Origin of the sequence: Streptomyces chiangmaiensis, from assembly GCF_036281785.1 — a bacterium.
Classification (GTDB): Bacteria; Actinomycetota; Actinomycetes; order Streptomycetales; family Streptomycetaceae; genus Streptomyces; species Streptomyces chiangmaiensis.
Genome location: NZ_JAYWVC010000015.1, coordinates 38,515 through 59,864, shown reverse-complemented (window position 1 = coordinate 59,864; position 21,350 = coordinate 38,515). Strand labels below are relative to the sequence as shown.

Sequence of the window (21,350 nt, the reverse complement as noted above, 5' to 3'; positions counted from 1 at the left end):
TGACCTCAGCTGCGACGGCGAACACCGAAGTGACGGGCGGAAGGTGGCTGCTCCCGAGTTCAGAGGGAAGAAGCGGACGGGCGGATCGCGGGTTCCACGAGTGGAACGCCCCGAGACGATGGAGCAGGCGGATGTGTTTGTGACAGCGGGACAAGGGACATTGGGTACCAATGTGTGCATTTTCCCCTGCGTCGCGACGACAGGCGACGCGAGTGGCCACCGGCCATGTCTGAGGCCGCCCACCCCGGCGCGCGGCCGGGACACGAGTCGCGGCGGATTCTGATCGTCAGCGCGAGCATGGGGGCGGGACACGACACGGTGGCCCTGGAACTGGCGCGTCGCGCGCGGGACCGCGGTCACGAGGCACACATCGTGGATGTTCTCGGCCTGCTGCCGCACGGCCTGGGTACCGGCCTCCGGCGGGGTTACCGCTCGTCCGTGCGGCACTTCCCCTGGGCGTACGCCGCCCTGCACCGGGTGCTGCTGCGCCGTGGGACCGGGCGGCGCCCCAGCGGTGTCCCGTTGGCCCGCCTCGCCGGCGACCGCCTGGCGGAGCTCGCGGCACGCACCGGCGCGGACGTGGTGGTCCCCGTATTCCATCTCGGCGCCCAGCTGACCGGTCATCTGCGGTCTCTGGGGCGGCTTCGGATGCCGAGCGTGGTCTTCTTGATCGACTTCGCCGTACACCGGCAGTGGCTCCATCCGGGCAACGACCGGTATCTCTGCCTCACGGACGAGGCCGCCGCCGAGGTGCGCCAGGACATCACCACGCCTGCGGAAGTCACCGGGCCGGTGGTGGCACCGGAGTTTCTCGCGCCGGGGCCAACGGCAGCGCTCTGGGCGCGGCAGTTCGACCGGCTCGCTCCCGGACTCCCGCCGGTGTTGCTCTCCGCGGGAGCCTGGGGGACCGGCACCCGCCTCCCCGCGACCGCTCGGCTGCTGGCCGGGCACGGCTACCTCCCGGTCGTTCTGTGCGGCCGCAACGAACGACTCCAGGGCAGCCTGACGGCGGTCCCGGGCGCCCTGGCGCTGGGCTGGGTCGCCGACATGGCCGGTCTGATGCACGCGGCCGGCGCCTTGGTCGACAACGCGGCGGGTCAGACGGCCGTACAGGCCCTGGCTGCGGGTCTTCCCGTGGTGGGTTACCGGCCCCTGCCGGGCCATGGTGCGGAGGGCGTGCGCCGGATGGCCGCGCTCGGTATCGCGGACCTCGCAGCCGACGAGACCGATCTGCTCGCATCGCTGGACCGGCTCACGACTGTCGGCCCCGACCGGCGGTGCCGAGTGGCGCACGGCCGTTCGCTCTTCAAGGGCGATGTTCTGACACGCCTGGAAGAACTCCTGGACGTGACTGTCGGCTGAGCCGCCGGTGCGGCGCCGTTCGGCGCGTGTCCGTGTGTCCGACGGATGCGTGCCGTACCTGTCGACCCGCAGGGGTCACCGGGGTACGGCACGCGCTGCTCGTCGCTACGCAGTGGTGGGGGTGCGACGGCGGGTGACACCGATGGTCAGACCCATGGCGGCGAGCCCCAGCAGGGCCGTGACCGCACCCACTACGCAGTTGTTCCAGATGATGCCGGCCCCAGCGCCGTGGGCCGCGGTGACCACCCAGGGGGAGATCAGAAGCCACACGCCGAGTGGTACGACCACCCAGGCGAGGCGGAACATCCGGTCCGGAGCAAGGGTGAGCCCCAGCCCGATCAGGCCGACTGTGATGCCGACGATCAGGTTGTTGATGGTGAGGTTGGGCTCAGCTCCCGAGAAGTGGACGACCCACGGTGATATCGCGGTGTAGGCGCCCGCCAGGAGGATCAGTCCCTCGATGGCGATCGCCGAGCCGCTGGAGGCAGTGCGTTCGAGCCGTTCCCGCATCTCCGCAAGTTCGGGATGCGTGCCCATTCCACTGGGCTGCCGCGCGTACGACATCGCTGTCGGCTCCTCTCCATGAGGAGATTATTTCCCTTAGGCAACGAATGCCCCTATTTGGGTGATTTATTCATCGGGTAAGTCGCCATCGTCTTCAGGTCGCCTGTCTGTCGTCCTGGAGCTATTCTTCGGCGGTTCCGGTGGAGGTGAGTGCGGGGCTTTCCCGCCCGAACGCGCGGCTGCCGGTGAGCCGGACGTGTGATGCGGGAATGCGGCGAGGGCAGGGGGATGCCGGCGCCGAGCGCGACCGGCTGGTGACGGGCGATCAACTCGCCTGTCTCGGGAGCAGTTGACCGTCCGGGCGAAGACCCGGGTCCGGTTCGGGGTGACCGGGCTTCGAACCGCGAAGAGCCCCTTCATGAAGGGGTCTTGGGTGTGCCGTTCGAGGGTGTCGCCGCTGATCCCGGGCTTGCGATGTCAGGCCCGACGCCCTCCGGGGCCTCGCCTCTCTTTCAGGTGCGCCAGGAACCACCGGCCGGCGACCTCGGCGACCTCCTCGAGCGCGCCGGGTTCCGGGAAGAGGTGCGTGGCACCCGGAACGACATGGATCTCGTGCGGTGCCGACAGCCGCTCGGCGGCCTCCCGGTTGAGACCCAGGACCGCCTCGTCGCTGCCTCCGACGATCAGAAGAACCGGTGCCGCCACCCGTTCGATGGCGTCTCCCGCGAGGTCGGGCCGGCCGCCCCGGGACACGACCGCATACACGCGCTCGGGGCGCTCGGCGGCGGCCATGAGGGCCGCGGCCGCCCCGGTGCTGGCTCCGAACAGACCCGCCGGAAGGTCCCTGGTATTGGGTTCCTGTGCCAGCCACTCGAGGGCGGCGACCAGGCGCCGGCTGAGCAGGGGGATGTCGAAGCGGTGCCGGGCCGTAGCGGCGTCCTCACGTTCTTCACGCTCGCTCAGCAGGTCCAGCAGCAGTGTGCCCAGCCCTGCCTTGTGCAGTTCGGCTGCGGCCGCGCGGTTGCGCACGCTCAGCCGGGAACTGCCGCTGCCGTGTGCGAACAGCACCACCGCAGGCACGTGCCCGGGTACCACCAGATCACCCGTGAGCACCGCTTCATCGGTCGGGACCATCACCAACTCGGAGATAATCATGGTCTTCTCCTCCCCGCGCCTGTCCGATGTCCCACTTTGTCGGGTACCCGCGACGGACCGGCGCACGCGCGGGCCGCCGACCTCAGGCGGTGTGGAGTTCCCGCAATGCGTTCCTCACCTCCTGGTCGGAGACCTGTTCGAATTCGGCATAACATTCGCCCACCGACCCGAGGCGGTCCTGCTGGTCCAGGCAGATCAGGGCATCTGCTTCGCCGCCCAGTGCGTGGGCGGCGCCGCGGCTGCATACCGGAACGGCCAGGACGAGGCGTGCCGGTTCCTGCCGGCGCAGGTGGCGCAGCGCGGCGCAGGCGGTGATCCCGGTGATCTGTCCGTCGTTCACGAGCACGACGGTGCGTCCGGTGACGCGGGGAGCCGAGCGCCCTGCCCGGTAGAGGCCTTCGCATCGGTAGAGCTCGGCCCGTTCCCCGGCGATCTCCGAGCCGAGCTTGTGCTCGTCCAGATGCATCGCGGCCAGTCCCACGGAGTCGAACAGCGGGGGCTCGTCGTCGGCGATCGCCCCGATGCCGACTTCCGGTGCGCCCGGCACAACGATCGTGCGGACGACCAGCACGTCCAGGGGAACCTTCAGGGCGCGGGCCACCTCCACTCCGATCGGAACACCGCCGCGCGGCAGGGCGAGCACGATCGCATCGGTGAAATCGCCGCTGCCGGCCCACTCCAGAAGCCGTTCGGCCGCGGGTGACCGCAGTTGACGATGCGGACGACCTCCTCGTGGTCGGGAATCTCGGCGAACACGGCGGTGACGAAGCGCTCCGCCATCTCGTCGCCGGGCAGCTCCACGGCTCGACGGCTCATGCTGATCTCGACCCGGTGCGCCACCCTGGAAAGATCGGCCTCGTCGTGGGCGGCCTCGCGGAAGGCGCCGAGCATGGTCGCTGCAGTTTCCACCGCGATCAGGCCCTTGCCCCGGACATCCCCGATGAGCAGGCGGACTCCGTGCACGGTGGGCACCGCCTCGTACAGGTCGCCGCCGATGCGGGCCTCGGCCGCGGCGGACAGGTAGAGGGTCTCCACGCAGACCCGGCCGAGGCGGTGGGGCACCGGGCGCAGCAGTACGCGCTGCGCGGTCTCGGCCACGGACCGCACGGTGGCGAGCGTGCGCTCGCGGCGGGTCCGGTGGGCGGCCAGGATCGTGCCGAGGAGGCCGACCAAAGCGGTGGAGATGTAGGCGGCCACATAGTGGCGCTCCCACAGATAGCCCACGGAGCGGCCCGCGCAACACGGAGTTCCGGCGAGAACGCCCTCGAACACCGCGGCGAAGACCGTGAGGGCGGCGACGGTGACGGGACCGTACGCGAAGGCGGCGACCACGGGGAGGGCGATGAGCAGGAAGCTCACCGGCCACTGGACGGGAGTGATCGGCTCGAGTGCCAGGACCGCCAGGACGTACATGGCGGGCAGCCAGCGCATCCATGAGGGAGGGACGGGCACCGGCAGACCTGCGTCGCTCAACTGCCCTGCACCGCGGCTTTCGGCGGTCCGCCGGCCGGGCCACCTCACGGCTCGCTCCGCCGTGGGCGCGCCGATGTCGGCAAAGACCTCGAGGGACCCGGCGGGCCCACGGCTGGGTGGCCCGGCACCGGACCGAGGTCCTGGCGGATCCATTCACTCGGCCTGTGCACAAGAACTCCTGGCAGGGCTTGATCAGGACAACCGGACTTTCGCGGGTCGACAGGCCACCTGATCATTGCTCCGAGAAGTGCATGTCCCGACCTTTCAGGCGATCTTCGGCATAAGGATCACCCTGAGGGGTGCTCGGCTGTGTGTTCTGGCGTGCGGGGCGCCGGGCATCCCCCTGGATGCACCTTGAGCGGCCTTCGGGTGTCAGGGCACGGACGCGGTGCCGATCGGGGCTGGTCGATGCCGAGCCGGTGATGCGGTCGAGCCGATTCCCCATCGGACGCCGTGCAGGTTCGGTCGGAGCGTCGGACCACAGTGCCGCGCGGAAGGCGACGGCGGCGCCGTCCTCGGGGACCCGCAGCCGGTCGGCCCCGGGGGTGTCCCGGGCGCCGTTCAGGGCGCGTTCGAGCCACTCGACGCCGAAGCGGAAGATCTCGGCGGCCACTCCGCCCAGCGGGTGGAACTCGTTTGCGTAGACGTGCATCTCCCTGGGGGCGCGATGCGCTCGTCGGTGGCGAGGGCCTGCGCTCACCCGCCTGGGCGGGATCTACGGCGAGCTCAAGGCGAACGTACGACGTCCGGCGGCCGGTTCGAAGGCGTCACCGGCCTGCTGATCCGAAGGGAACCGCCTGGTCGTCCTGGACCGGCGGCCGCTCGGGCGAGGCGATGTCGTGGCCCACGGCGCAGACCGTGGTGAACGCGGGGACCAGCGCGGCCGACGCGAACAGCACCACCCGACCCGCGGCAGTCGGCCTGCCGCGAAGGCGGAGCGCCATGGCGACCAGGTTTCCGACCTCCGGCGCGCCGACCGCCGACGCGGCCGCGACGATCCCCTCGGCGTCGATCAGGACCGCGCCGGGCGTGGTCGTGATCCCGTAGGCGGCGAGCACCCGGCGGTCGGGGTCCGCCAGCAGCCGTCGCGGTCTGTCGTCCTTTGCCGCGGCGAGTGGCTCCGGGTGCGGGCCTCCGCTCACGACGGCGATCGTCACGCTTCCGTCGTGCGTCCGCTGCCAACGGGCCACCTGGGGGAGCAGTGCGGTGCAGGCGCCGCAGCGGCGATCGCTGAAGACGAGGAGAAGCGGGCGGCCCGGAGTCAGCAAGTCCTCCAGGGTCCGGTCCTGCCCCGACTCGTCCGGCAGTGAGAACGGGGGTGCGGGCATGCCCGCTCGCACCTTCCCGGTTTCTTTCGCCCACAGCCCGGCCCACAGCGCCGACGTGACGACCGCGAGTCCCGCAAAGAGCCAGTGCGGGTGCCCGTCGGCGGCGACAAAGCCCGCAAGGGTGGCGAGGAGCGCGTTGCGGGCGATGGTCGACCAGCCGACGGGGGTTGCCTGCAGCCCTCCGAAACAGTGGCAGGCGGGGGCTCGCCCACGTGACAGGTTCGACGCGATCACGGCGCTGACCACGGTCAACAGCAGGAGCGCCCCCAGCCCCCCGCCACGCGCCCACGGCTGCACGACGAGGCCCACGGCGATGCCGCACTCGCATGTGACGAGAAGCCGGCCGAGAGGCGCCGCCGTCCGGGAAGGCAGTCCGAAGTCGACCAGGGCACGGCGCAGTCCCTCCAGGTCGGTCGATTTGGCGGCCGCCGCGACCCCGAAGACCGTGGCGAGCGCGATCGCCACCGGAAGGATCATCTCGCCCATCCCACAACACCTCGCTTTCGGCTCCCCGGCGCGGGGACGCAGAGAGCGGGCGATGGCCCGAGGCGCAGCGCCGGCGACTGACTCCTACCGAGTTCGCCCGAGGTGCAGCCCTCAGGGAGCGCAACAACACCCGGACGGCGCGCGGGGATCGGCGAAATGGTTGGCGAAGGCGATTTTCGGCGCGAGGCGTGGTGCGGGCACGTGCCTGCACTCGCCCGAGCGCCGTCGGCCGGAGGGACCCTGCCGCTGATGGATCCGCTGCGTCACCGAGCTCCACTGTGCGTGCCCGCGCAGCACGTCCTGGGCTGTGCAGGGTACTCGGCCGGAGGCAGCATGGAAGTACCCGAAGCCAGGCCCCGGCATGGAACCGTGCGGAAATGGGCAGCAGGTCGCGCCGCGGCACGTGGAGGGAGACCTGGGATGACAGACGAATCCTTCCAGGGCGACGAAGACCAGTCGGGCCCGGGACAGCCCCGCGAGCGCGGGCTTCTCGACATGCTCAGTGTCGCCGCGGTGGTGCTGGACTCCACCGGGCGCATCGTGTTCTGGAGTCCCCAGGCCGAGGAACTCTTCGGCTACACCGCAAAAGAGGCCCTCGGTACCTATGCGGCACATCTGCTGATCCAGCCGGAGCACCTGCAGTCGGTCGTCGGTCTCTTCATCGAGGTACTGGAGACCGGCCGCAGCTGGGCCGGCGCCTTCCCCATCCGGCACAAGGACGGCCACACGCGCCTGATGGAGTTCCGCAACATGCGGTTGCTCAACGACGCCGGGGAGGCCTACGCCCTGGGTATCGCGGCCGACCACACCGCCGTTCAGCGCGTCGAAACCGACCTGGCCCTGTGCGAACGGCTGATCAACCAGTCACCGATCGGCCTGGCGCTCATGGACCCCGACCTGTGCTTCCTCCTGGTCAACCCCGCCCTGGAGCACATCGACGGCATCCCCGCCCGAGAACACATCGGCCGCCATCTGAGGGAGACGCTGAGCCTCCCCGACATGGAAACCATCGAGTCGGCGCTGCGCCAGGTGCTGGCCACCGGCACCCCCGTGCTCGACCAGTACGCCGTCGGCCGCACCCCTGCCGACCCCGATCACGACCACGCATGGTCCCTGTCCTTCTACCGGCTGGAGGACCCCGGTGGCCGAGTCCTCGGTGCGGCCACCTCGGTCGTGGACGTCACCGAACGGCACCGCGCGGCCACGGAGGCCGACCGGGCACGGCGTCGTCTCACGCTCATCGCCGACGCGTCCGTGCGCGTCGGCACCACCCTGGATGTGGAGCAGACAGCCCGGGAACTGGCCGAGATCGCGACGCCCGAGCTCGCCGACGTGGTGGCCGTGGACATTCTCGACTCCGTGCTCGCCTGCCGCCGCATCAGCAAACCCGACAGCGGTTCGGAGCTGTTCCGTGCCCTGGCGCTCAAGGCGGCCAAACCCACCGTGGCGCTGCGGGCCGCAGACCCTCCCGGTGACCTCGCCACCTACGAGGGCGATCGCCTGGTCACGCTGTGTGTCCACGCCGGCCGACCGGTGCTGGTCCGTCACGTGGCCGCCGACGACCTCGAGCGCATCGGCCGCGACCCGGAGGCCACCTCATTGCTGGCCCGCGCCGGTGTCCACTCCTATCTCGCGGTACCTCTGATCGCCCACGGCGAGGTGCTCGGCGCCCTGGACCTCAAACGCACCACCAACCCCGCCCCGTTCGACCAGGACGACGTCGTACTGGCCGGCGAACTGGCCGGCCGCGCAGCCGTGGCCATCGACAACGCCCGCTGGTACCAGAGCGTGCGCAACACCGCCCTCACGCTCCAGCGCAGCCTGCTGCCCGAACACCCACCGCACCGGACCGGCCTGGAACTCGCCACCCGCTACCAGCCGGCCCAGGCCACCTGCGAGGTCGGCGGAGACTGGTACGACGTGATCAGCCTGACCGGGGAGAAGACCGCGCTCGTCGTCGGCGACGTCATGGGCAACGGCATCGACGCCGCCGCCACCATGGGTCGCCTCCGCACCGCCACCTGCGCCTATGCCGATCTCGACCTCGCCCCGGACGCGGTGCTCCAGCACCTCGACAAGATCACATGCGGCTTGGAGCACTACATCGTCACCTGCGTCTACGCCGTGTACGACCCGCACGAGAGGCGATGCCGTATCGCCAACGCAGGACACATGCCGCCCGCACTGGCCCGTCCCGGCGGCGCGCCCACGTTGCTCGACCTCCCCTCCGGAGTCCCACTGGGGGTCGGGGGCGTCGCCTTCGAGACCACCATCGTCGACCTGGGCCCCGGCGACCTGCTCGTCCTGTACACGGACGGCCTCGTGGAGACCCGCCACCATTCCATCGACGACCGCCTCGACCTTCTCCTCGGACTTCTCGACCAGCCCGGCCGCGCTTTGGAGGAGACCTGCGACCTCCTGCTGTACGGTTTGCGGCATCCCGACGATCACGACGACGTGGCCCTCCTCGTGGCCCGTGCGCAGTGAGTCGGAGCGAGGGATCGCGAGGTGGTGGGGGACGTGGCCGCGGACCGGGAGTGGGACGAGACGCTGTTCGCCGGCAGGGGCGTCTACCTTTGATCCCGGCCAGTGCTCCGGCGTTCATACCGGGGGTGAAGGCCATCTCAGAACTGCTCTGACCCGCATGTGAGCACGGGGCGGCACTGTTCTTCGAACGCATCCCGAGCACCGAGGTCGTCGTCTCGCGGAAGGACCACGCCGACGTGCCGGGGGAGCGGCCGTCAGGCCCTGCCGGTCCCCGGGACGGGGGAGGCGGGCAGGGGCAGAAGGCCCAGCCGTTGGGCGCGGAGCACCGTGCTGATCCGGTCTCGGGTGCCCAGTTTGCGATAGATGTTCTCGATGTGCTTGTGTACCGTGCGGTCCGATATACCGAGACGGCGGCCCATGGCTGCGGCGGTCAGGGCATCGCCGAGCAGGAGCAGCACGGTCGTTTCGCGCGGGGTCAGATCGCAGTCGGCGGCCGTCTCCCGAGGGGAGCCCGCAGCACCCGCCACGACGACGCGCCGCCAGCGCTCCAGGAGTTGCCGCTGCTGCTCGACGGCTGCCAGAAGAGGCTGCAATTGCCGTCCGATCCGTATGTCGTCGTCATCGAAGTCCCTGCCGGAACGGTAGACGAGACATCCCGTGATCGGGGTGGTCGTCCTGGGCAGCGGAACGGCGAGTGCATGGTCCACGTCCATCGTCTTGCTGAGCAGACGTGCCGTGGGGCTCGCGGACCACTCGGGGCCGGCCGCCTGCCGCGCCGTCACCGGCACCAGGTCGTGTCCGCCGGCGTAGTGGTGCGCGAAGGGGTAGCCCGCCCGCAGAAGACCCATGGCCCCCTCCTCGAGCAGGTCGAACGTCGCGGCGACGCCCGGGGACAGCCCCACCGTGCCGCTGCTCTCGTTCCACTCGTCGAGTTTGTAGATCAGGGCCTCGCCGCCGCACACGTCCGGCAGGACGGATGCGATCAGGGGCCACAGATGCTCCGGTTCCCGTTCGTGGAGCGCTGCCACGGCCACCGACAGCATGCGTTCGTAGGCCTGGCCCTGACCGGATGCCACGTATCCCTCTCCGCCCGTTCGCGTACGCAGTTCTACCCATACCAGCCAAGCGTGATGTCGGTACAGACTTCAACCGAGCAACGGTGACGTTCTCGGACATACTTCGGAGCGCATGGCTGCGCGCGGGCGCCGCAGTTCACCGTCCGCGGTGTCGCCGCCGATGCGAGCAGACCACGATCGACGCTCGGTCGCTCCGGGCCCGGCAGGTCCCGTGCGGGCCGCCGGCACAGGGGACCGGCGGCCCGCACGGCTTCGTCACCACAGCCGTAACGTCGGCCGGGTTCCGACCCTGCGCCGGCGTGCCGGCGCGAAGGGAACAGGCCGAAGAGCACGACTTTGAGTGTCACCGGCACGAGCAGCCACGGCCCGAACGGGGTGGCGGCGAACGAACGCGATGTGTTGTCAACCTTCTTGGCCCGGTCGGGCCTGTAGACGGCGGCCGCACGCAGGGCCGGGGTGCGCGATGATCTCGGCATGATGCGACGACAGGCGGTGACGGTGGGCGTCGACCTCGCTGCGAGCGCACGGCGTACCGCTGTGTGCCGGACGGTCTGGGGTTCCGGAGGCGGCGTCACCGCGGAGTTCGTGGTGCCCGAAGGGGACGAGGAACTGCTGGCCATCGTCCGGGCGGCCGACAAGACGGGCCTCGACTGTCCACTGGGCTGGCCGACGAACTTCGTGGCGACAGTTCTGGCCCACCACCAGGGCGCACGGCTGCCGCCTCCCGTGAGGTTCGATCAGCGGGCCGACGGAAGGCCCGGGTTGGACGCACTCCGCTTTCGGCTCACCGACGACCTCACCTGGAAGGCGACCGCGATGCGGCCGCCGCTGTCGGTGTCCACCGACCTGTTGGGGGTCGTGGCACTGCGGGCCGCCTATCTCCTGGATGAACTGACCGCGGCCGGTGTCGCCGTGCCCAGGGACGGCTCCGGGCCGATCGCCGAGGTCTACCCGGCCGCCGCACTGCGGTGTTGGGGGATCCGTCTCACCCACAGCTACAAAAGCGCCACGCCCGAGGCACGCGCCGTACGCGAGCACGTTGTCCGGGCGATCGAGGCGGGATTGGGCGCGTCCCTGGCCGAGCCGGTGCGTGCGAGGTGCGCCGAAAGCCACGACCATCTCGACGCCTTGGTCTGTGCGTTGGTCGCTCGTGCGGTCCAGGTCGGGGACACGGTGTGGCCGCGCACAGCCGGAGAGCGCGAGGCTGCCCGGCAGGAGGGCTGGATCCATCTGCCGGGTACGGATCTCGGCACACTCGGATGTGCGCCGGAATGACGGAACTCCGCCGGCACGGCGCCCGTCACCTCTCCATGGAGTCCAGCGAGCGTCAGGCGGGTGGGCGCGGACGGCCGCCACGGGCGCAGGCGGCGCACACCCGCCGCTGCGCCCGGGCCGCCTCACGCCGCGTGATGACGTGCTCTACGGCTTCGGCCGCCGGCCCGACGTCCGGCGTCTGGGCTCGGCCCTTCGGGTACCGGCGCTCACCTCGTCGAAGTCGAGTATGTCGTCACCGTACAGGTCCTGCAGCCAGTTGATCTGGTAGATGGTGTCGAGGTACCGCTCTCCGAGGTCCGGCGCGATGGCGACCGCGGTGAGGTCGCGCGGCTCCTTCTGGGCCAGCCACTGCATCGCGCCGCTGACCACGGTTCCGGTGGAACCGCCGAACAGGAACCCGTGTCTGGCGAGCCGGTGGCAGGCACGGATGGTGTCCGCCTCCTCGACCTTGATGACATCGTCCACATAGGACTCGTCGAGCAGGGGCGGGCGCATGCTCATGCCCAGACCCGGAATCATCCGGCGGCCCGGCTTGCCGCCGAAGCTCACCGAGCCGACGCTGTCCACCGCGACGATCTGCACGGGGTGGTGCCAGTCACGGAAGTAGCGCGCGCAGCCCATGAGGGTGCCGGTGGTGCCCGCGCCGATGAACAGCACTTCCAGCCCGGGGAACTCGCGGGCGATCTCCGGCGCCGTCTTGCGGTAGTGCGCCCGCCAGTTGCCCGGATTCGTGTACTGGCTGAGCCACACATACCGGTCGTCGGAGGCGCACAGCGCGCGTACGTACTCGATGCGCGCCCCGAGGAAACCGCCGTTGGCATCCAGGTCGGCGATGATGTGCACCTCGCTGCCCAGCGCCTCCATCAGGAGTCTGGTCGAGAGGTTGCAGCGGGAGTCCGTCACGCACAGGAACCGGTAGCCCTTGCTCGCGGCGATCATGCTGAGGGCAACGCCCAGATTTCCGGACGAGGACTCCACCAGCACCGAATCCGGCTTCAGGAGCCCGTCCCGCTCGGCGGTCTCCACCATCTCGATCGCGGCCTTCAGCTTGATCGAGCCGGCGAAGTTGAAGCCCTCGCACTTCAAGTAGAGAGAGCGCCCGAAAATCGACTTGAGGTCGACATACAGCTGGCTTTCGTTGAAGGCGTAGGGAGTGGAGATGACGGGCACGGTGGCCTCCTGGTGCCAGAGCCGAAGTTCAGCCGTATCGGCGCAGCTCGTGGAAGAAGTGGTCGATGAGGTGGAGGTGTCCGGCCAGCGCGACTTCGTCGTAGACGTAGTTGCCGACTGCGAGGTCGAGGACGCCCAGTCCGAAGGGTGAGAAGATCACTGGCCGGTCTGTCGGTGGGGTCACTCCTCCGGTCATGACGTCGTTGAGGGTCCCGTCCAGGAAGTCGCGGCTACCGGTGAGCTGCTCTGCCAGGTGCGGGGAGGTGTCGGCCTTGAGACAGTGCTCGACGTCGTCGACGAAATTGGCGGAGTCGAGCAGGATCTCGGGAGCCAGGTCGCGCAGCGAGACGTGCAGGACCAGAGGGTGATGTGCGAACCAGGCCCGGTCGGTGACATGGGGTTTGCCGGCGACGGTGGCGAAGACGATCAGATCGCTGGAGCGGATCAGGTCTTCGGCACTGTTGTGCACAGTCACCTGTCCGGCGTGCCCCGTGGTGCCGGCCTCCTGGAGGTAGCCGTGGAAGCCCGCGGCGTTGTCGGCCGACACGTCGTACACCCCGATGTTGTCGAAGGTCCAGCCGGTGCCGGCGAGGAAGGTGTGGATGTAGCGGGCGATGAGGCCCGTACCGAAGAACCCGACACGGCTGGGCCTGGGCCTGCCGCGGCTGAGCCAGTCGGCCGCCAGCGCGGCGGATGCCGCGGTCCTGGTGGCGCTGATGATGGAGCTCTCCAGGCAGGCGAAGGGGTAGCCGGTGTCGTGGTCGTTGAGGATGAGGACCGCGGAGGCCCGGGGGAGTCCGGCTTCCACGTTGGCCGGGAAACTGGAGATCCACTTCAGGCCGTCCACATTCACCGACCCGCCGATGGAGGCCGGCAGGGCGATGATTCTGGCCGTCGGACGGTCCGGGAAGCGCAGGAAGTACGACGGCGGGTTGACCGAGTCCCCCGCGCCGTGCAGCCGGTAAGTGGCCTCGACCAGTTCCACGATCTGCTTCTCACGCCCGCGCAGTGCCTGCTGCACCTGGTCGCCGGAGATCACGGCGAAGGTCGGCGCCGGACTCCGGTGGCGACCGGTGGGCTGGGTGGCAGAGGAGGTTGTGGGGGTCATCGCTGGCTTGCCTCCGGGGTCGGGAATCCGTCCGCCAGACGCTGAGGTTCGGCCATGGCGACCAGCACCTGGCGCTCTCCGCTGAAGGCTTCTCTGCTGTGGGCGGTGCGTACGTTGTCGACGAGCATCAGGTCTCCGGCCTGCCAGGGTTCGCGGCGGGTGTGGTCCTCGTAGGTGGCGTTGAGCAGCTGGACGACGTCCTCGCCGATCGGGCTGCCGTCTCCGAAGCGGGTGTTGAAGGGAAGCCCGTCCGCGCCGTAGATGTCCACCAGGTACTCGCGCACCTCCGCTGCGAGCGTCCACTCGTTGAGGAAGGCGATCTGGTTGAACCAGCAGCGCCGGCCGGTGGCCGGGTGCCGCACCACGGCACTGCGGCGCTGCCGGGTGCGCAGGGACCCGTCGGGCTGCCAGTCGAAGTCGATGGCGTGGTCGCGGCAGTAGCGCTCGATGCCCACGGGGTTCTCGGTGCCGAACGACTCCTCCAGCGACGCCCCGATCTCGTCGTTGTAGCTGCGGGTGAGCAGCCATCCCTCACGCTCGAACCGATCGGTCAGTGCGTTGGGCAGGGCCTGGAGCACACGTTCCGCGTCGGCCACCGCGGTCACCCCGCCCTGACTGGGAGCGGACAGACACGCGAACAGCATTAGGCCGGGAATCTCCAGGGTGTAACTCAGTTCATGGTGCATACACATCGGCTGGTTGGCCGGCCAGGTGGCGGAGGAGTACAGCCCCGGGCTGAATGTCTGGCGGGGGGCGAAAGCTTCCTTCTCCGTCATCAGATCACCGGCCAGGGCCGTGAAGACGGCACGGACCTGATCCGTGTCCCGCAGTCCCAGGCCGCGGACGAGCACCACGCCGTGCTCGGAGACGAGCGCACGCAGGGCCTCGCGGTGTTCGGCCGCCCAGCCGGTCACGTCTCCAGCGGTCTGGACACGCAGGATCGGAGGCTTGTCCGGATCCAGCTCCACCTCGAGCAGCGAGGCCAGGGGTGAGGAGGACGACATTTGCTTTTTCCTTTCGATCGTCGTGGTGGTGGCTCGAGGAGGATCATGGGGAGGCGAGCAGCTCGGCCGCACCCAGGACGGCTCGTGCTGCTTCGACTGGACGGGTGCGCAGGAAGTAGTGGCCGCCGTCGGCGAGCTCGTGCAGATCCACGTGCTCGGCCAGTAGCTGCCAATCGCGGTATCGGTCTCGGAATCCGGCCGTGTTGGGGTCGTCCGCGGCGATGACCACGGTGATCGGCGCGGACAGCTTCACGGTCGGCGGTGCCTCGAGGGCGTCGGCGAAGTATTCGTGTGCGGCCACGCAGTCGTGCCGGTAGGCGGCGCCGACATGCTCGGCATGCGGTGCGCTCAGCTCGCCGAGTTCGGTGTAGCCGCTGTCCGCGGTGAGTTCCGCGGCGATCTCGGCGTTCGTCAGTCCCGTCAGCTCGGCGATGGCCGCGCGCCGGTCATCGGGGGTGCCGGGCAGCTGAGCGGCGAGGAACACACGCGGGACGACGACTCCGCGCCTCTCCAGCCGCCTCGCCGTCTCCACGGCCGGTGCGGCTCCCGAGGAGTGCCCCCACAGCATCACCCTGGTCAGGCCACGCATGGTGATCTCGGCGACGATCTGCTCCGCCACCTGCGCCAACGGTGCGAACGGTTCGCTCCGGGCGGCCAGGTCGTGACCGGGCAGGTCGACGGCGTACACAGCGGGTCCGCTCGCCGCGAGCGCACCGGCCATCGGCCGGTAGTTGACCGCGTTGCCGCCCGCGTAGGGGAAACACACCAGGGCACATTCGGGGACACCGTCGGACTGCGACAGCGGTTGAAGCAGCTCGGTGAGCTGCCGGCGTGCGCCGTCGAGGAGTGCGGCGAGGTCGGCGAGCACCGGGTGGCGGGTGATGTCCTTCAAAGACACCGCACGCTTCAGGGCGATGGTGAGCTTCACCGCCGTCAGTGAAGTGCCGCCGGAGTCGAAGAAGTGGTCCTGTCGGCCGATCTGGTGTGCGGGGATGCTCAGCAGCTCCGCCCAGGTGGCCGCGAGCCTGCGCTCGCTCGGTGTGCGCGGAAGGCGGTCGGCCTCCCCGGCGGCGTCGCCCTCGGGGGCCGGAGCGCTCTGCTCGGCCAGTGCGGTCAGGGCCTTCCGGTCGATCTTGCCATTGGCGGTGAGCGGCAGGGTCTCCTGCCGGTGGAAGGCGGACGGGACCATGTAGGCGGGCAGCGCGGCGCCGAGGGCTTGGCGGAGCAGCTCCACCTGCTGGGCTCGGCCGGTGTAGAAGGCGATCAGGTGCTTGCTGCCCCCGGCGCGTTCGGCGACGACCACCGCGCCGTCGCGTACCCCGGGAACCCGCAGCAGAGTGTTCTCGATCTCGCCGATCTCGATACGGAAGCCACGGATCTTGACCTGGTTGTCCCGGCGGCCGAGGAACTCCAGCTTGCCGTCGGGGTGCCAGCGCCCCCAGTCGCCGCCCAGGTAGAGCCGCTCGCCCGGCCGGTACGGATCCTCCAGATAGACCGCGCGGGTCCGCTCGGGATCGTTGACGTATCCCCGCCCCACGCACACACCGGAGAAGGCGATCACTCCGGGGGCACCAAGGGGCACCAGTGCCAGATGCTCGTCGACGACGTAGACGTGCACGTTGTTGACCGCGCGCCCCAGCAACACCCGGTCGCCTTCCGGCATCCTCTCCATGATCTCGTGGTTGGTGTCGTCCGAGGTCTCGGTCAGCCCGTAGGCGTTGACCAGCTTGACCGTGGGCTTGATCGTGAACCAGCGCTGGACCAGTTCCCGCTTCAACGCCTCACCGGTCACCGAGACATACCTCAGATCCGGCAGGTCACGCGGGTGCTGCTCCAGGTACGACGCCACGACCTCGAGGTAGGAGGGCACGACCTGCGCCACGGCGACCCGGCCGCGGACGAGTGTGTCGACGAACCGCTCGACGTCCAGGATCGCTTCCTGTTCGACCAGCAGTGTCCGACCGCCGACCAGCAGCCCGGCGAGCAACTGCCACAGCGAGATGTCGAAACACTGCGGAGCCGTCTGGGCGACCACCTGGCCCTCGTCGATCTGTAGATCGTCGATCTTGGCGAAGAGATGGTTGAGCATGCCGGCGTGCTCGCACATCGCCCCCTTCGGTTCGCCCGTGGAACCGGAGGTGAAGTAGATGTACGCGAGCTGATCGGCGGTGACCTCGACCCCGGGGTCACTGTCCGCGGCCTGTTCCGCGTAGGCGGTCTCGACCAGCAGCCTCTCGACACCCGGCACCGTGGTCAGGGCCTGGTCGAGGGTGTGCGTGCTGCCGGGCTCGGTGAGCACCAGCCGGCACCCGGCACGTGACAACGTCACCGCGATCCGTCCGGCGGGGAAGTGGGGCTCGATCGGCAGGTACACGCCGCCGGCCTTGAACACCGCCAGCACGGAGGCCAGCCAGTCGAGATTGCGTTCGGTGACCACTGCCACGACGTCCTCACGGCCGAGCCCGTGGGCCAGCAGCGCCCGTGCAAGCCGGTTGGCCCGGGAGTCGAGTTCCGCGTACGTCCACGTTCGATCCCCGAGCACGGCCGCCACGGCATCCGGATGCTTCCGCACCCGCTGCTCGAACAGCTCATGTGCCCGGGCATCCGGCAGCTCCCTGCGCGGGCCCGCGAGTCCTTCGAGCTGATGACGCCTCTCCTCGGCGGACAGGAGGTTCTGCCGAGCGTGCTCGGCGTCCACGTCGACCGTCATCGAGGTCAGTGCGGTCACGTGGTAGCCGCAGAGCCGCGCCGCGGACTCGGAGTCCAGCACCTGGGTGCGATACCGCAGTCGCACCACCAGTCGCCCGCTCTCGTCGTGCCAGCCCACGCCCAGCGCCGCGTCGTCGACCAGTCCGCTCTCGGCCCCCGCGGGGTCGAAGACGACCTCGTACGACGGGCCGGTCGCCCCCAGGTCGCGCCGCAGCTCGTCCACCGGGAACTCCCGGTGCGCCAGCAACTCGGCCTCGGTGCGATGAGCCTCCGAAATCAGCAGGCGCCAGGATCCGGGTGCCGTGGTCAGCCGGCACGGCAGCGGCCCGCGCTTGGTCCCGGCGACGTAGCCGGTCACCACCTCCGGCTCGCGCGACAGCGCGGCCAGCACCTTGGCATGGGCGGCCAGCAGTACCGCGCTGACCGGCATGCCCAGTGCCGCTGCCAGCCCTCGCACCTTCTGCGACAGGTCGTCCGGCACCGTCGTCTCGTACTCGGCCACGCCGGCCACCGGCTCCCGCGCCCATCGGGGGACAGCGGTGGAACCGCCGGCGGTGAGGACACCGCTCCAGAACTCCCGGTCCGTCTGCACGTGCGCTCCCATCGAATGGCCTTCCTCAGCTCGCCGTCGGCGTCCGGCCGTCGGTCGAGGCCGTCACTGCTGCCGCTGTCGTTGCCGCCGCGGTCGCCGTCGCCGAGTCGATGCCGGCGAGGATCTCCTCGCGGACACCAGGCATCTCGACCGCGGGGTTTCCGCCCCACCCTGCGTTCGGGGGTACCTCCTCGCCTTTCATGAGGAAGGAGTCGGGTGCCAGCACGACCCCGTCACCCACCGTGACGCCGTAGTGCACATGTGCGCCGACACCGAGGGTGCAGTGGTCACCGAGCGTGCTGAAGTCGGACTTGAAGGTGCCGTCCTCCTGCGAGTGGCACTGAATCTTGCTACCGGCGTTGAGTGTGCAGCCGTCCCCGATGGCGGTGAGCGTCCGCTCCGTCACGAAGCAGCCGTCGTCGAAGACCCTGCTGCCGATGCGGACACCGAGCAGCCGCCAGATGACGTTCTTGAAGGGGGTGCCGTTGAAAACGTTGAGGTACTCGGAGGGCATCTTCCACAGGCGCTCGTGCCACCAGAAGTACGGGTCGTAGATGGAGCACAACTGGGGGCGCAGCCCACGGAACGAGTGGAGCCAGCGCTCCACCAGGACGTAGTAGAGGGTGGTGAAGCCGAGAGTCAGCGCCAGATAGCCGGCGATCACCGCATGTCCCAAGGCGCCGTACAGGCCGACGGAGATGAGACCCAGGGCCGTGAGCATGAAGGTGTGCAGCCAACGCACGAGCAGGTGGAAGCCGATGGTGCGCAGGTTGTAACGATTCTTCATGCCGAGGTTCCGCCGTAGTTCGTCCCCGGTCCTCAGGTGGTCGAACTTGGAGTCGCGCTCCACGGACCGCGGAATCTCGAAGCAGGGCGAGCCGAGCAGCCCGACCCCTTCGCGGACTGGACCGTCGAGGGGAACCATCACCTTCGTGGCCAGCAGGCAGTTCTCGCCCGTCCTGCCGCCCGAGGGGTAGGCGATGTTGTTGCCGAGGAAGTTGTGCGACCCGATCGAGGCCCTGGACACCTTGAACGACGTGCCCGAGAAATCGGCGTTGATGATGGACAGCCCGTCGGCCACCATCGTCCCCCTGCCGACGGAAGCCAGATAAGGGGACTCGTGCTTCATTTCCGAGCCGAAGTTGGACCCGGTCTGCTCGACATGGGACAGGTCGTATCCGAGGCCGCGGAGGTAGTGGACGATGAAGGAGCTGTCACCGAAGAGCCAGGCGTAGAACCTGATGTTCGTCATCTGGGCGATCATTCGGTGCGCCGCGTACTGGAAGCCGTAGAGCGGATAGGCCTTGTCCGGCTTGATGGCGAGGCTCAGCAGGCGCGGAACGGTGTAGAGGGTGAGGAGACCCAGGACGACGAAGCCGAAGAACAGTACGGCGGACAGCGCCACCGCGTTGGTCAGGAACTCCGACACCGTGACGTCGGACGTGTCCGGATCCAGCTGATCGCTCAGCGCGGGGACCTCGATGAACAGCATGTACACACCGCCGACAGCCAGCGGAATGTACAGCACGAACAGCTGGAGCAGGGTGGTCAGCCCGAAGCATGTGCGGCGAAGCGTCCCGCACCGGGCCGGCGCGACCCGCACATGGTCGATGTCCGTGCGCTGCGCCGGAGACCCGTGGTGGCGCTCGCCCTGCGGGATGGTCTGACCGCGGTACAGGGCGGAGGCGTGTCCGAGCTGGGTGCCGTCACCCATCGACGTGCCGATGTCCAGCACGGCCTTCTCACCGATGAACGCGTCCCGGCCGATGGTGACCCTGCCGGTCTGGATGCATCCGCCATGCGCTCGATAGCAGAGGAAGTACGAGTCCTTGCGGATGACCGTGCCGTCGCCGATCGTGAGCAGGTCGGTGCAGACCGGCACATGGCGGGAGAGGATCGTTACTCCCTTGCCGATCCGCGCGCCGAGTGCCCGCAGATACAGCACATACAGCGGATTTCCGACAAAGAAGATCATCGGATTGGCATGGAGCAGTACCTTGACGACCCAGAAGCGCAGGTAGGCCGGGCTCCAGACCGGAATCTCCCGAGGGGTCCAGCGACCGATGAGGATCCACTTGGCCACGACCGGGAACGCGCACATCACGATGAATCCGATGCCGCCGAACGCCATGGACCGCAGATAGATGTCGAGGAGACCCGAACCTGTGGAGACCCACTCGTAGCCCGTGGTCGCGACGACCCCGGTGACGAAGGAATACGCCAGGAACACCAGCAACTGGAGCGTCCCGCACATCACGTAGTCCAGCCTGCTCGCCCGCGCCGCCTGCGGCGTCGTGACCTGCTCCGGCGGCGACGCAGGACGCGGCAGGTTGACGGGAGTGGGCGTGGTCTGGGAAAGAGCGGCTGCCAGGCTTCGGATCGTCGGATGCCGATAGATGTCCTTCATGGAGGCAGACGGCAGGTCCGGCCGCTTCCTGATCCGCGCGCAGAACTGCGCCATCACCAAGGAGTTGGCGCCAAGGTCGTCGAAGAAATGGCTGTCGGCCGACACCCCTTCGGCGCACACGAGGTCAGCCAGTACTTCGGCGAATTTTGTCTCGGTGTCCGCCGCCGAGCCGCCGCTGCCGGACCGGGCGATCACGGACTCGCCGGACCCGGTTGTCAAGACCTCGGCAGACTTCTCCACCATTCGAGCTCCTCGAAGTAATTTCGACAACCAACGGCCAGTGGCCGCTCCGGCGCCCTCGCGTTCGGAAATGACCGAACCGAACCGAGAAATACGGAAGCCACGAGGCCGCGCTCATCTGATCCCGAAAGCACGGGCTTCAGTTTTAGTCGGCCACTGTCAGATTGCCACTCGGACTCGCTTGGAATGACATGACGACACCGCCCGACCGGCTGGAATTTCTCGGCTCTTTACTTCGCTGGGGAGAACGCGGTTCACTCGGACGGAGCATCGCCCCGCCCGGTGAGCCTTGCGGCTGAGCGCTAAGTCCCCGGCGCGGTGCCTCGGTCGTTCCTGAAAGCGGAACTTGGCCCGACTCGCATCGATGGGCGCCCACCTGGCATGTTGTTCAGCCGACTCGCCAAGGAGTCACTTTTCGCGGCCGTCATGCCAGTGAAGCGGTTCGGCGTATCTGGCGAAGATGATACTTTCGCGGGTCCCTCGAACAATTGCGCCTCACCGGTACTGCCAGGTGAGCCGGTCACGCACGCCCCGTTGGTGGGGGCGGACCGCCATAAAGAAACTCGGTGGTCTCTTGCGGACTGCGACCGTCCTTGCTCGACGGGCACTACGACGAACCGATGCGATTGTTCGCCGACTGCGATCTGGAGTTGGTTGTCGGCACTGAAAGCGGTTGGGGAGACTCTGTCCTGGCGGCTCACCTGCCCACAGAATCGGTGCTCCGGGACTCAGTTGTTTGTCGATTTCTATCCGCCGGCACACCCGGAGGACGCCTGTCCCGTTGGCGACGCTGTCCGGGCCGAGGGCGCAAGCCTGCTCGGTAGAGACGACCCGCGGTCATCTCCCGCCCTCGAAAGCTTCTCCGGCCCCTGGCCGGATCCGCTTACCGCGCGGTCCACCGACCAGTTTACCCACCACTCCGTGACGCAGCACGGCATGCCTTTACCCGGGCTGTCACCGGCCATGCGATCTCG

General features: G+C 69.0%; 15 protein-coding genes. 3 read left to right on the top strand and 12 right to left on the bottom strand.

Going from position 1 to position 21,350, the window contains the following annotated elements; genetic code table 11:
* Window positions 1-225: 225 nt before the first annotated feature.
* On the top strand, window positions 226-1,362 hold the full coding sequence (locus VXC91_RS07590; protein WP_329506093.1) for an MGDG synthase family glycosyltransferase: 1,137 nt from the start codon (window positions 226-228) through the stop codon (window positions 1,360-1,362).
* Window positions 1,363-1,467: 105 nt separating this feature from the next.
* Here VXC91_RS07590 and VXC91_RS07585 read toward each other — a convergent pair whose 3' ends face one another.
* The 6 genes from VXC91_RS07585 to VXC91_RS07560 all read right to left on the bottom strand — a co-directional run bounded on the left by VXC91_RS07585 (window position 1,468) and on the right by VXC91_RS07560 (window position 6,308).
* Window positions 1,468-1,926, bottom strand: a complete 459-nt coding sequence (locus tag VXC91_RS07585) for an SPW repeat protein (RefSeq protein WP_329506092.1) — start codon at window positions 1,924-1,926, stop codon at window positions 1,468-1,470.
* Window positions 1,927-2,343: 417 nt separating this feature from the next.
* Window positions 2,344-3,018 (bottom strand): dienelactone hydrolase family protein, encoded by a 675-nt coding sequence (locus tag VXC91_RS07580; protein ID WP_329506134.1) that lies wholly within the window; start codon window positions 3,016-3,018, stop codon window positions 2,344-2,346.
* 85 nt (window positions 3,019-3,103) lie between these two features.
* The gene (locus tag VXC91_RS07575; RefSeq protein WP_329506133.1) at window positions 3,104-3,703 is read right to left on the bottom strand and encodes a phosphoribosyltransferase; all 600 of its coding nucleotides are present in this window, start codon (window positions 3,701-3,703) and stop codon (window positions 3,104-3,106) included.
* A complete protein-coding gene (locus tag VXC91_RS07570) occupies window positions 3,607-4,494 on the bottom strand; it encodes a PP2C family protein-serine/threonine phosphatase (RefSeq protein ID WP_329506090.1) in 888 nt (295 codons plus the stop codon). The genes VXC91_RS07575 and VXC91_RS07570 overlap by 97 nt, the downstream gene beginning before the upstream one ends.
* A 232-nt stretch (window positions 4,495-4,726) precedes the next feature.
* The gene (locus VXC91_RS07565) at window positions 4,727-5,146 is read right to left on the bottom strand and encodes a hypothetical protein (protein WP_329506088.1); all 420 of its coding nucleotides are present in this window, start codon (window positions 5,144-5,146) and stop codon (window positions 4,727-4,729) included.
* 115 nt (window positions 5,147-5,261) lie between these two features.
* Window positions 5,262-6,308, bottom strand: coding sequence for a MauE/DoxX family redox-associated membrane protein (locus tag VXC91_RS07560; RefSeq protein WP_329506086.1), 1,047 nt, complete (start codon window positions 6,306-6,308; stop codon window positions 5,262-5,264).
* Window positions 6,309-6,728: 420 nt separating this feature from the next.
* Here VXC91_RS07560 and VXC91_RS07555 point away from each other — a divergent pair, with 420 nt between their 5' ends.
* The gene (locus VXC91_RS07555; RefSeq protein ID WP_329506085.1) at window positions 6,729-8,795 is read left to right on the top strand and encodes a SpoIIE family protein phosphatase; all 2,067 of its coding nucleotides are present in this window, start codon (window positions 6,729-6,731) and stop codon (window positions 8,793-8,795) included.
* A 254-nt stretch (window positions 8,796-9,049) separates the two neighbouring features.
* Here the strand turns inward: VXC91_RS07555 and VXC91_RS07550 are convergent, their stop codons facing one another.
* Window positions 9,050-9,838, bottom strand: coding sequence for a helix-turn-helix transcriptional regulator (locus VXC91_RS07550; protein WP_329506132.1), 789 nt, complete (start codon window positions 9,836-9,838; stop codon window positions 9,050-9,052).
* Between the two features lie 507 nt (window positions 9,839-10,345).
* Between VXC91_RS07550 and VXC91_RS07540 the strand changes: the two genes are divergently transcribed.
* The gene (locus VXC91_RS07540; RefSeq protein WP_329506084.1) at window positions 10,346-11,146 is read left to right on the top strand and encodes a DUF429 domain-containing protein; all 801 of its coding nucleotides are present in this window, start codon (window positions 10,346-10,348) and stop codon (window positions 11,144-11,146) included.
* Between the two features lie 144 nt (window positions 11,147-11,290).
* Here VXC91_RS07540 and sbnA read toward each other — a convergent pair whose 3' ends face one another.
* The 5 genes from sbnA to VXC91_RS07515 are packed head-to-tail and all read right to left on the bottom strand — an operon-like array spanning window position 11,291 to window position 20,379.
* Window positions 11,291-12,316, bottom strand: coding sequence for a 2,3-diaminopropionate biosynthesis protein SbnA (gene sbnA, locus VXC91_RS07535; protein WP_329506082.1), 1,026 nt, complete (start codon window positions 12,314-12,316; stop codon window positions 11,291-11,293).
* A 28-nt stretch (window positions 12,317-12,344) separates the two neighbouring features.
* Window positions 12,345-13,424, bottom strand: coding sequence for a 2,3-diaminopropionate biosynthesis protein SbnB (sbnB, locus tag VXC91_RS07530; RefSeq protein ID WP_329506081.1), 1,080 nt, complete (start codon window positions 13,422-13,424; stop codon window positions 12,345-12,347).
* Window positions 13,421-14,428, bottom strand: coding sequence for a TauD/TfdA family dioxygenase (locus VXC91_RS07525; protein ID WP_329506080.1), 1,008 nt, complete (start codon window positions 14,426-14,428; stop codon window positions 13,421-13,423). The genes sbnB and VXC91_RS07525 overlap by 4 nt, the downstream gene beginning before the upstream one ends.
* A gap of 43 nt (window positions 14,429-14,471) precedes the next feature.
* Window positions 14,472-17,741: a non-ribosomal peptide synthetase gene (locus VXC91_RS07520; RefSeq protein WP_329506079.1), complete on the bottom strand. Its 3,270-nt coding sequence runs from the start codon at window positions 17,739-17,741 to the stop codon at window positions 14,472-14,474.
* A gap of 13 nt (window positions 17,742-17,754) precedes the next feature.
* Window positions 17,755-20,379: a Pls/PosA family non-ribosomal peptide synthetase gene (locus VXC91_RS07515; RefSeq protein WP_329506078.1), complete on the bottom strand. Its 2,625-nt coding sequence runs from the start codon at window positions 20,377-20,379 to the stop codon at window positions 17,755-17,757.
* Between the last annotated feature and the right edge of the window lie 971 nt (window positions 20,380-21,350).

Coding starts and splice junctions, on each gene's coding strand:
- VXC91_RS07590 (WP_329506093.1), top strand. CDS start 226: ATGTCTGAGGCCGCCCACCCCGGCGCGCGGCCGGGACACGAGTCGCGG.
- VXC91_RS07585 (WP_329506092.1), bottom strand. CDS start 1,926: ATGTCGTACGCGCGGCAGCCCAGTGGAATGGGCACGCATCCCGAACTT.
- VXC91_RS07565 (WP_329506088.1), bottom strand. CDS start 5,146: ATGCACGTCTACGCAAACGAGTTCCACCCGCTGGGCGGAGTGGCCGCC.
- VXC91_RS07560 (WP_329506086.1), bottom strand. CDS start 6,308: ATGGGCGAGATGATCCTTCCGGTGGCGATCGCGCTCGCCACGGTCTTC.
- VXC91_RS07555 (WP_329506085.1), top strand. CDS start 6,729: ATGACAGACGAATCCTTCCAGGGCGACGAAGACCAGTCGGGCCCGGGA.
- VXC91_RS07550 (WP_329506132.1), bottom strand. CDS start 9,838: ATGCTGTCGGTGGCCGTGGCAGCGCTCCACGAACGGGAACCGGAGCAT.
- VXC91_RS07540 (WP_329506084.1), top strand. CDS start 10,346: ATGATGCGACGACAGGCGGTGACGGTGGGCGTCGACCTCGCTGCGAGC.
- sbnB (WP_329506081.1), bottom strand. CDS start 13,424: ATGACCCCCACAACCTCCTCTGCCACCCAGCCCACCGGTCGCCACCGG.
- VXC91_RS07525 (WP_329506080.1), bottom strand. CDS start 14,428: ATGTCGTCCTCCTCACCCCTGGCCTCGCTGCTCGAGGTGGAGCTGGAT.
- VXC91_RS07520 (WP_329506079.1), bottom strand. CDS start 17,741: ATGGGAGCGCACGTGCAGACGGACCGGGAGTTCTGGAGCGGTGTCCTC.
- VXC91_RS07515 (WP_329506078.1), bottom strand. CDS start 20,379: ATGGTGGAGAAGTCTGCCGAGGTCTTGACAACCGGGTCCGGCGAGTCC.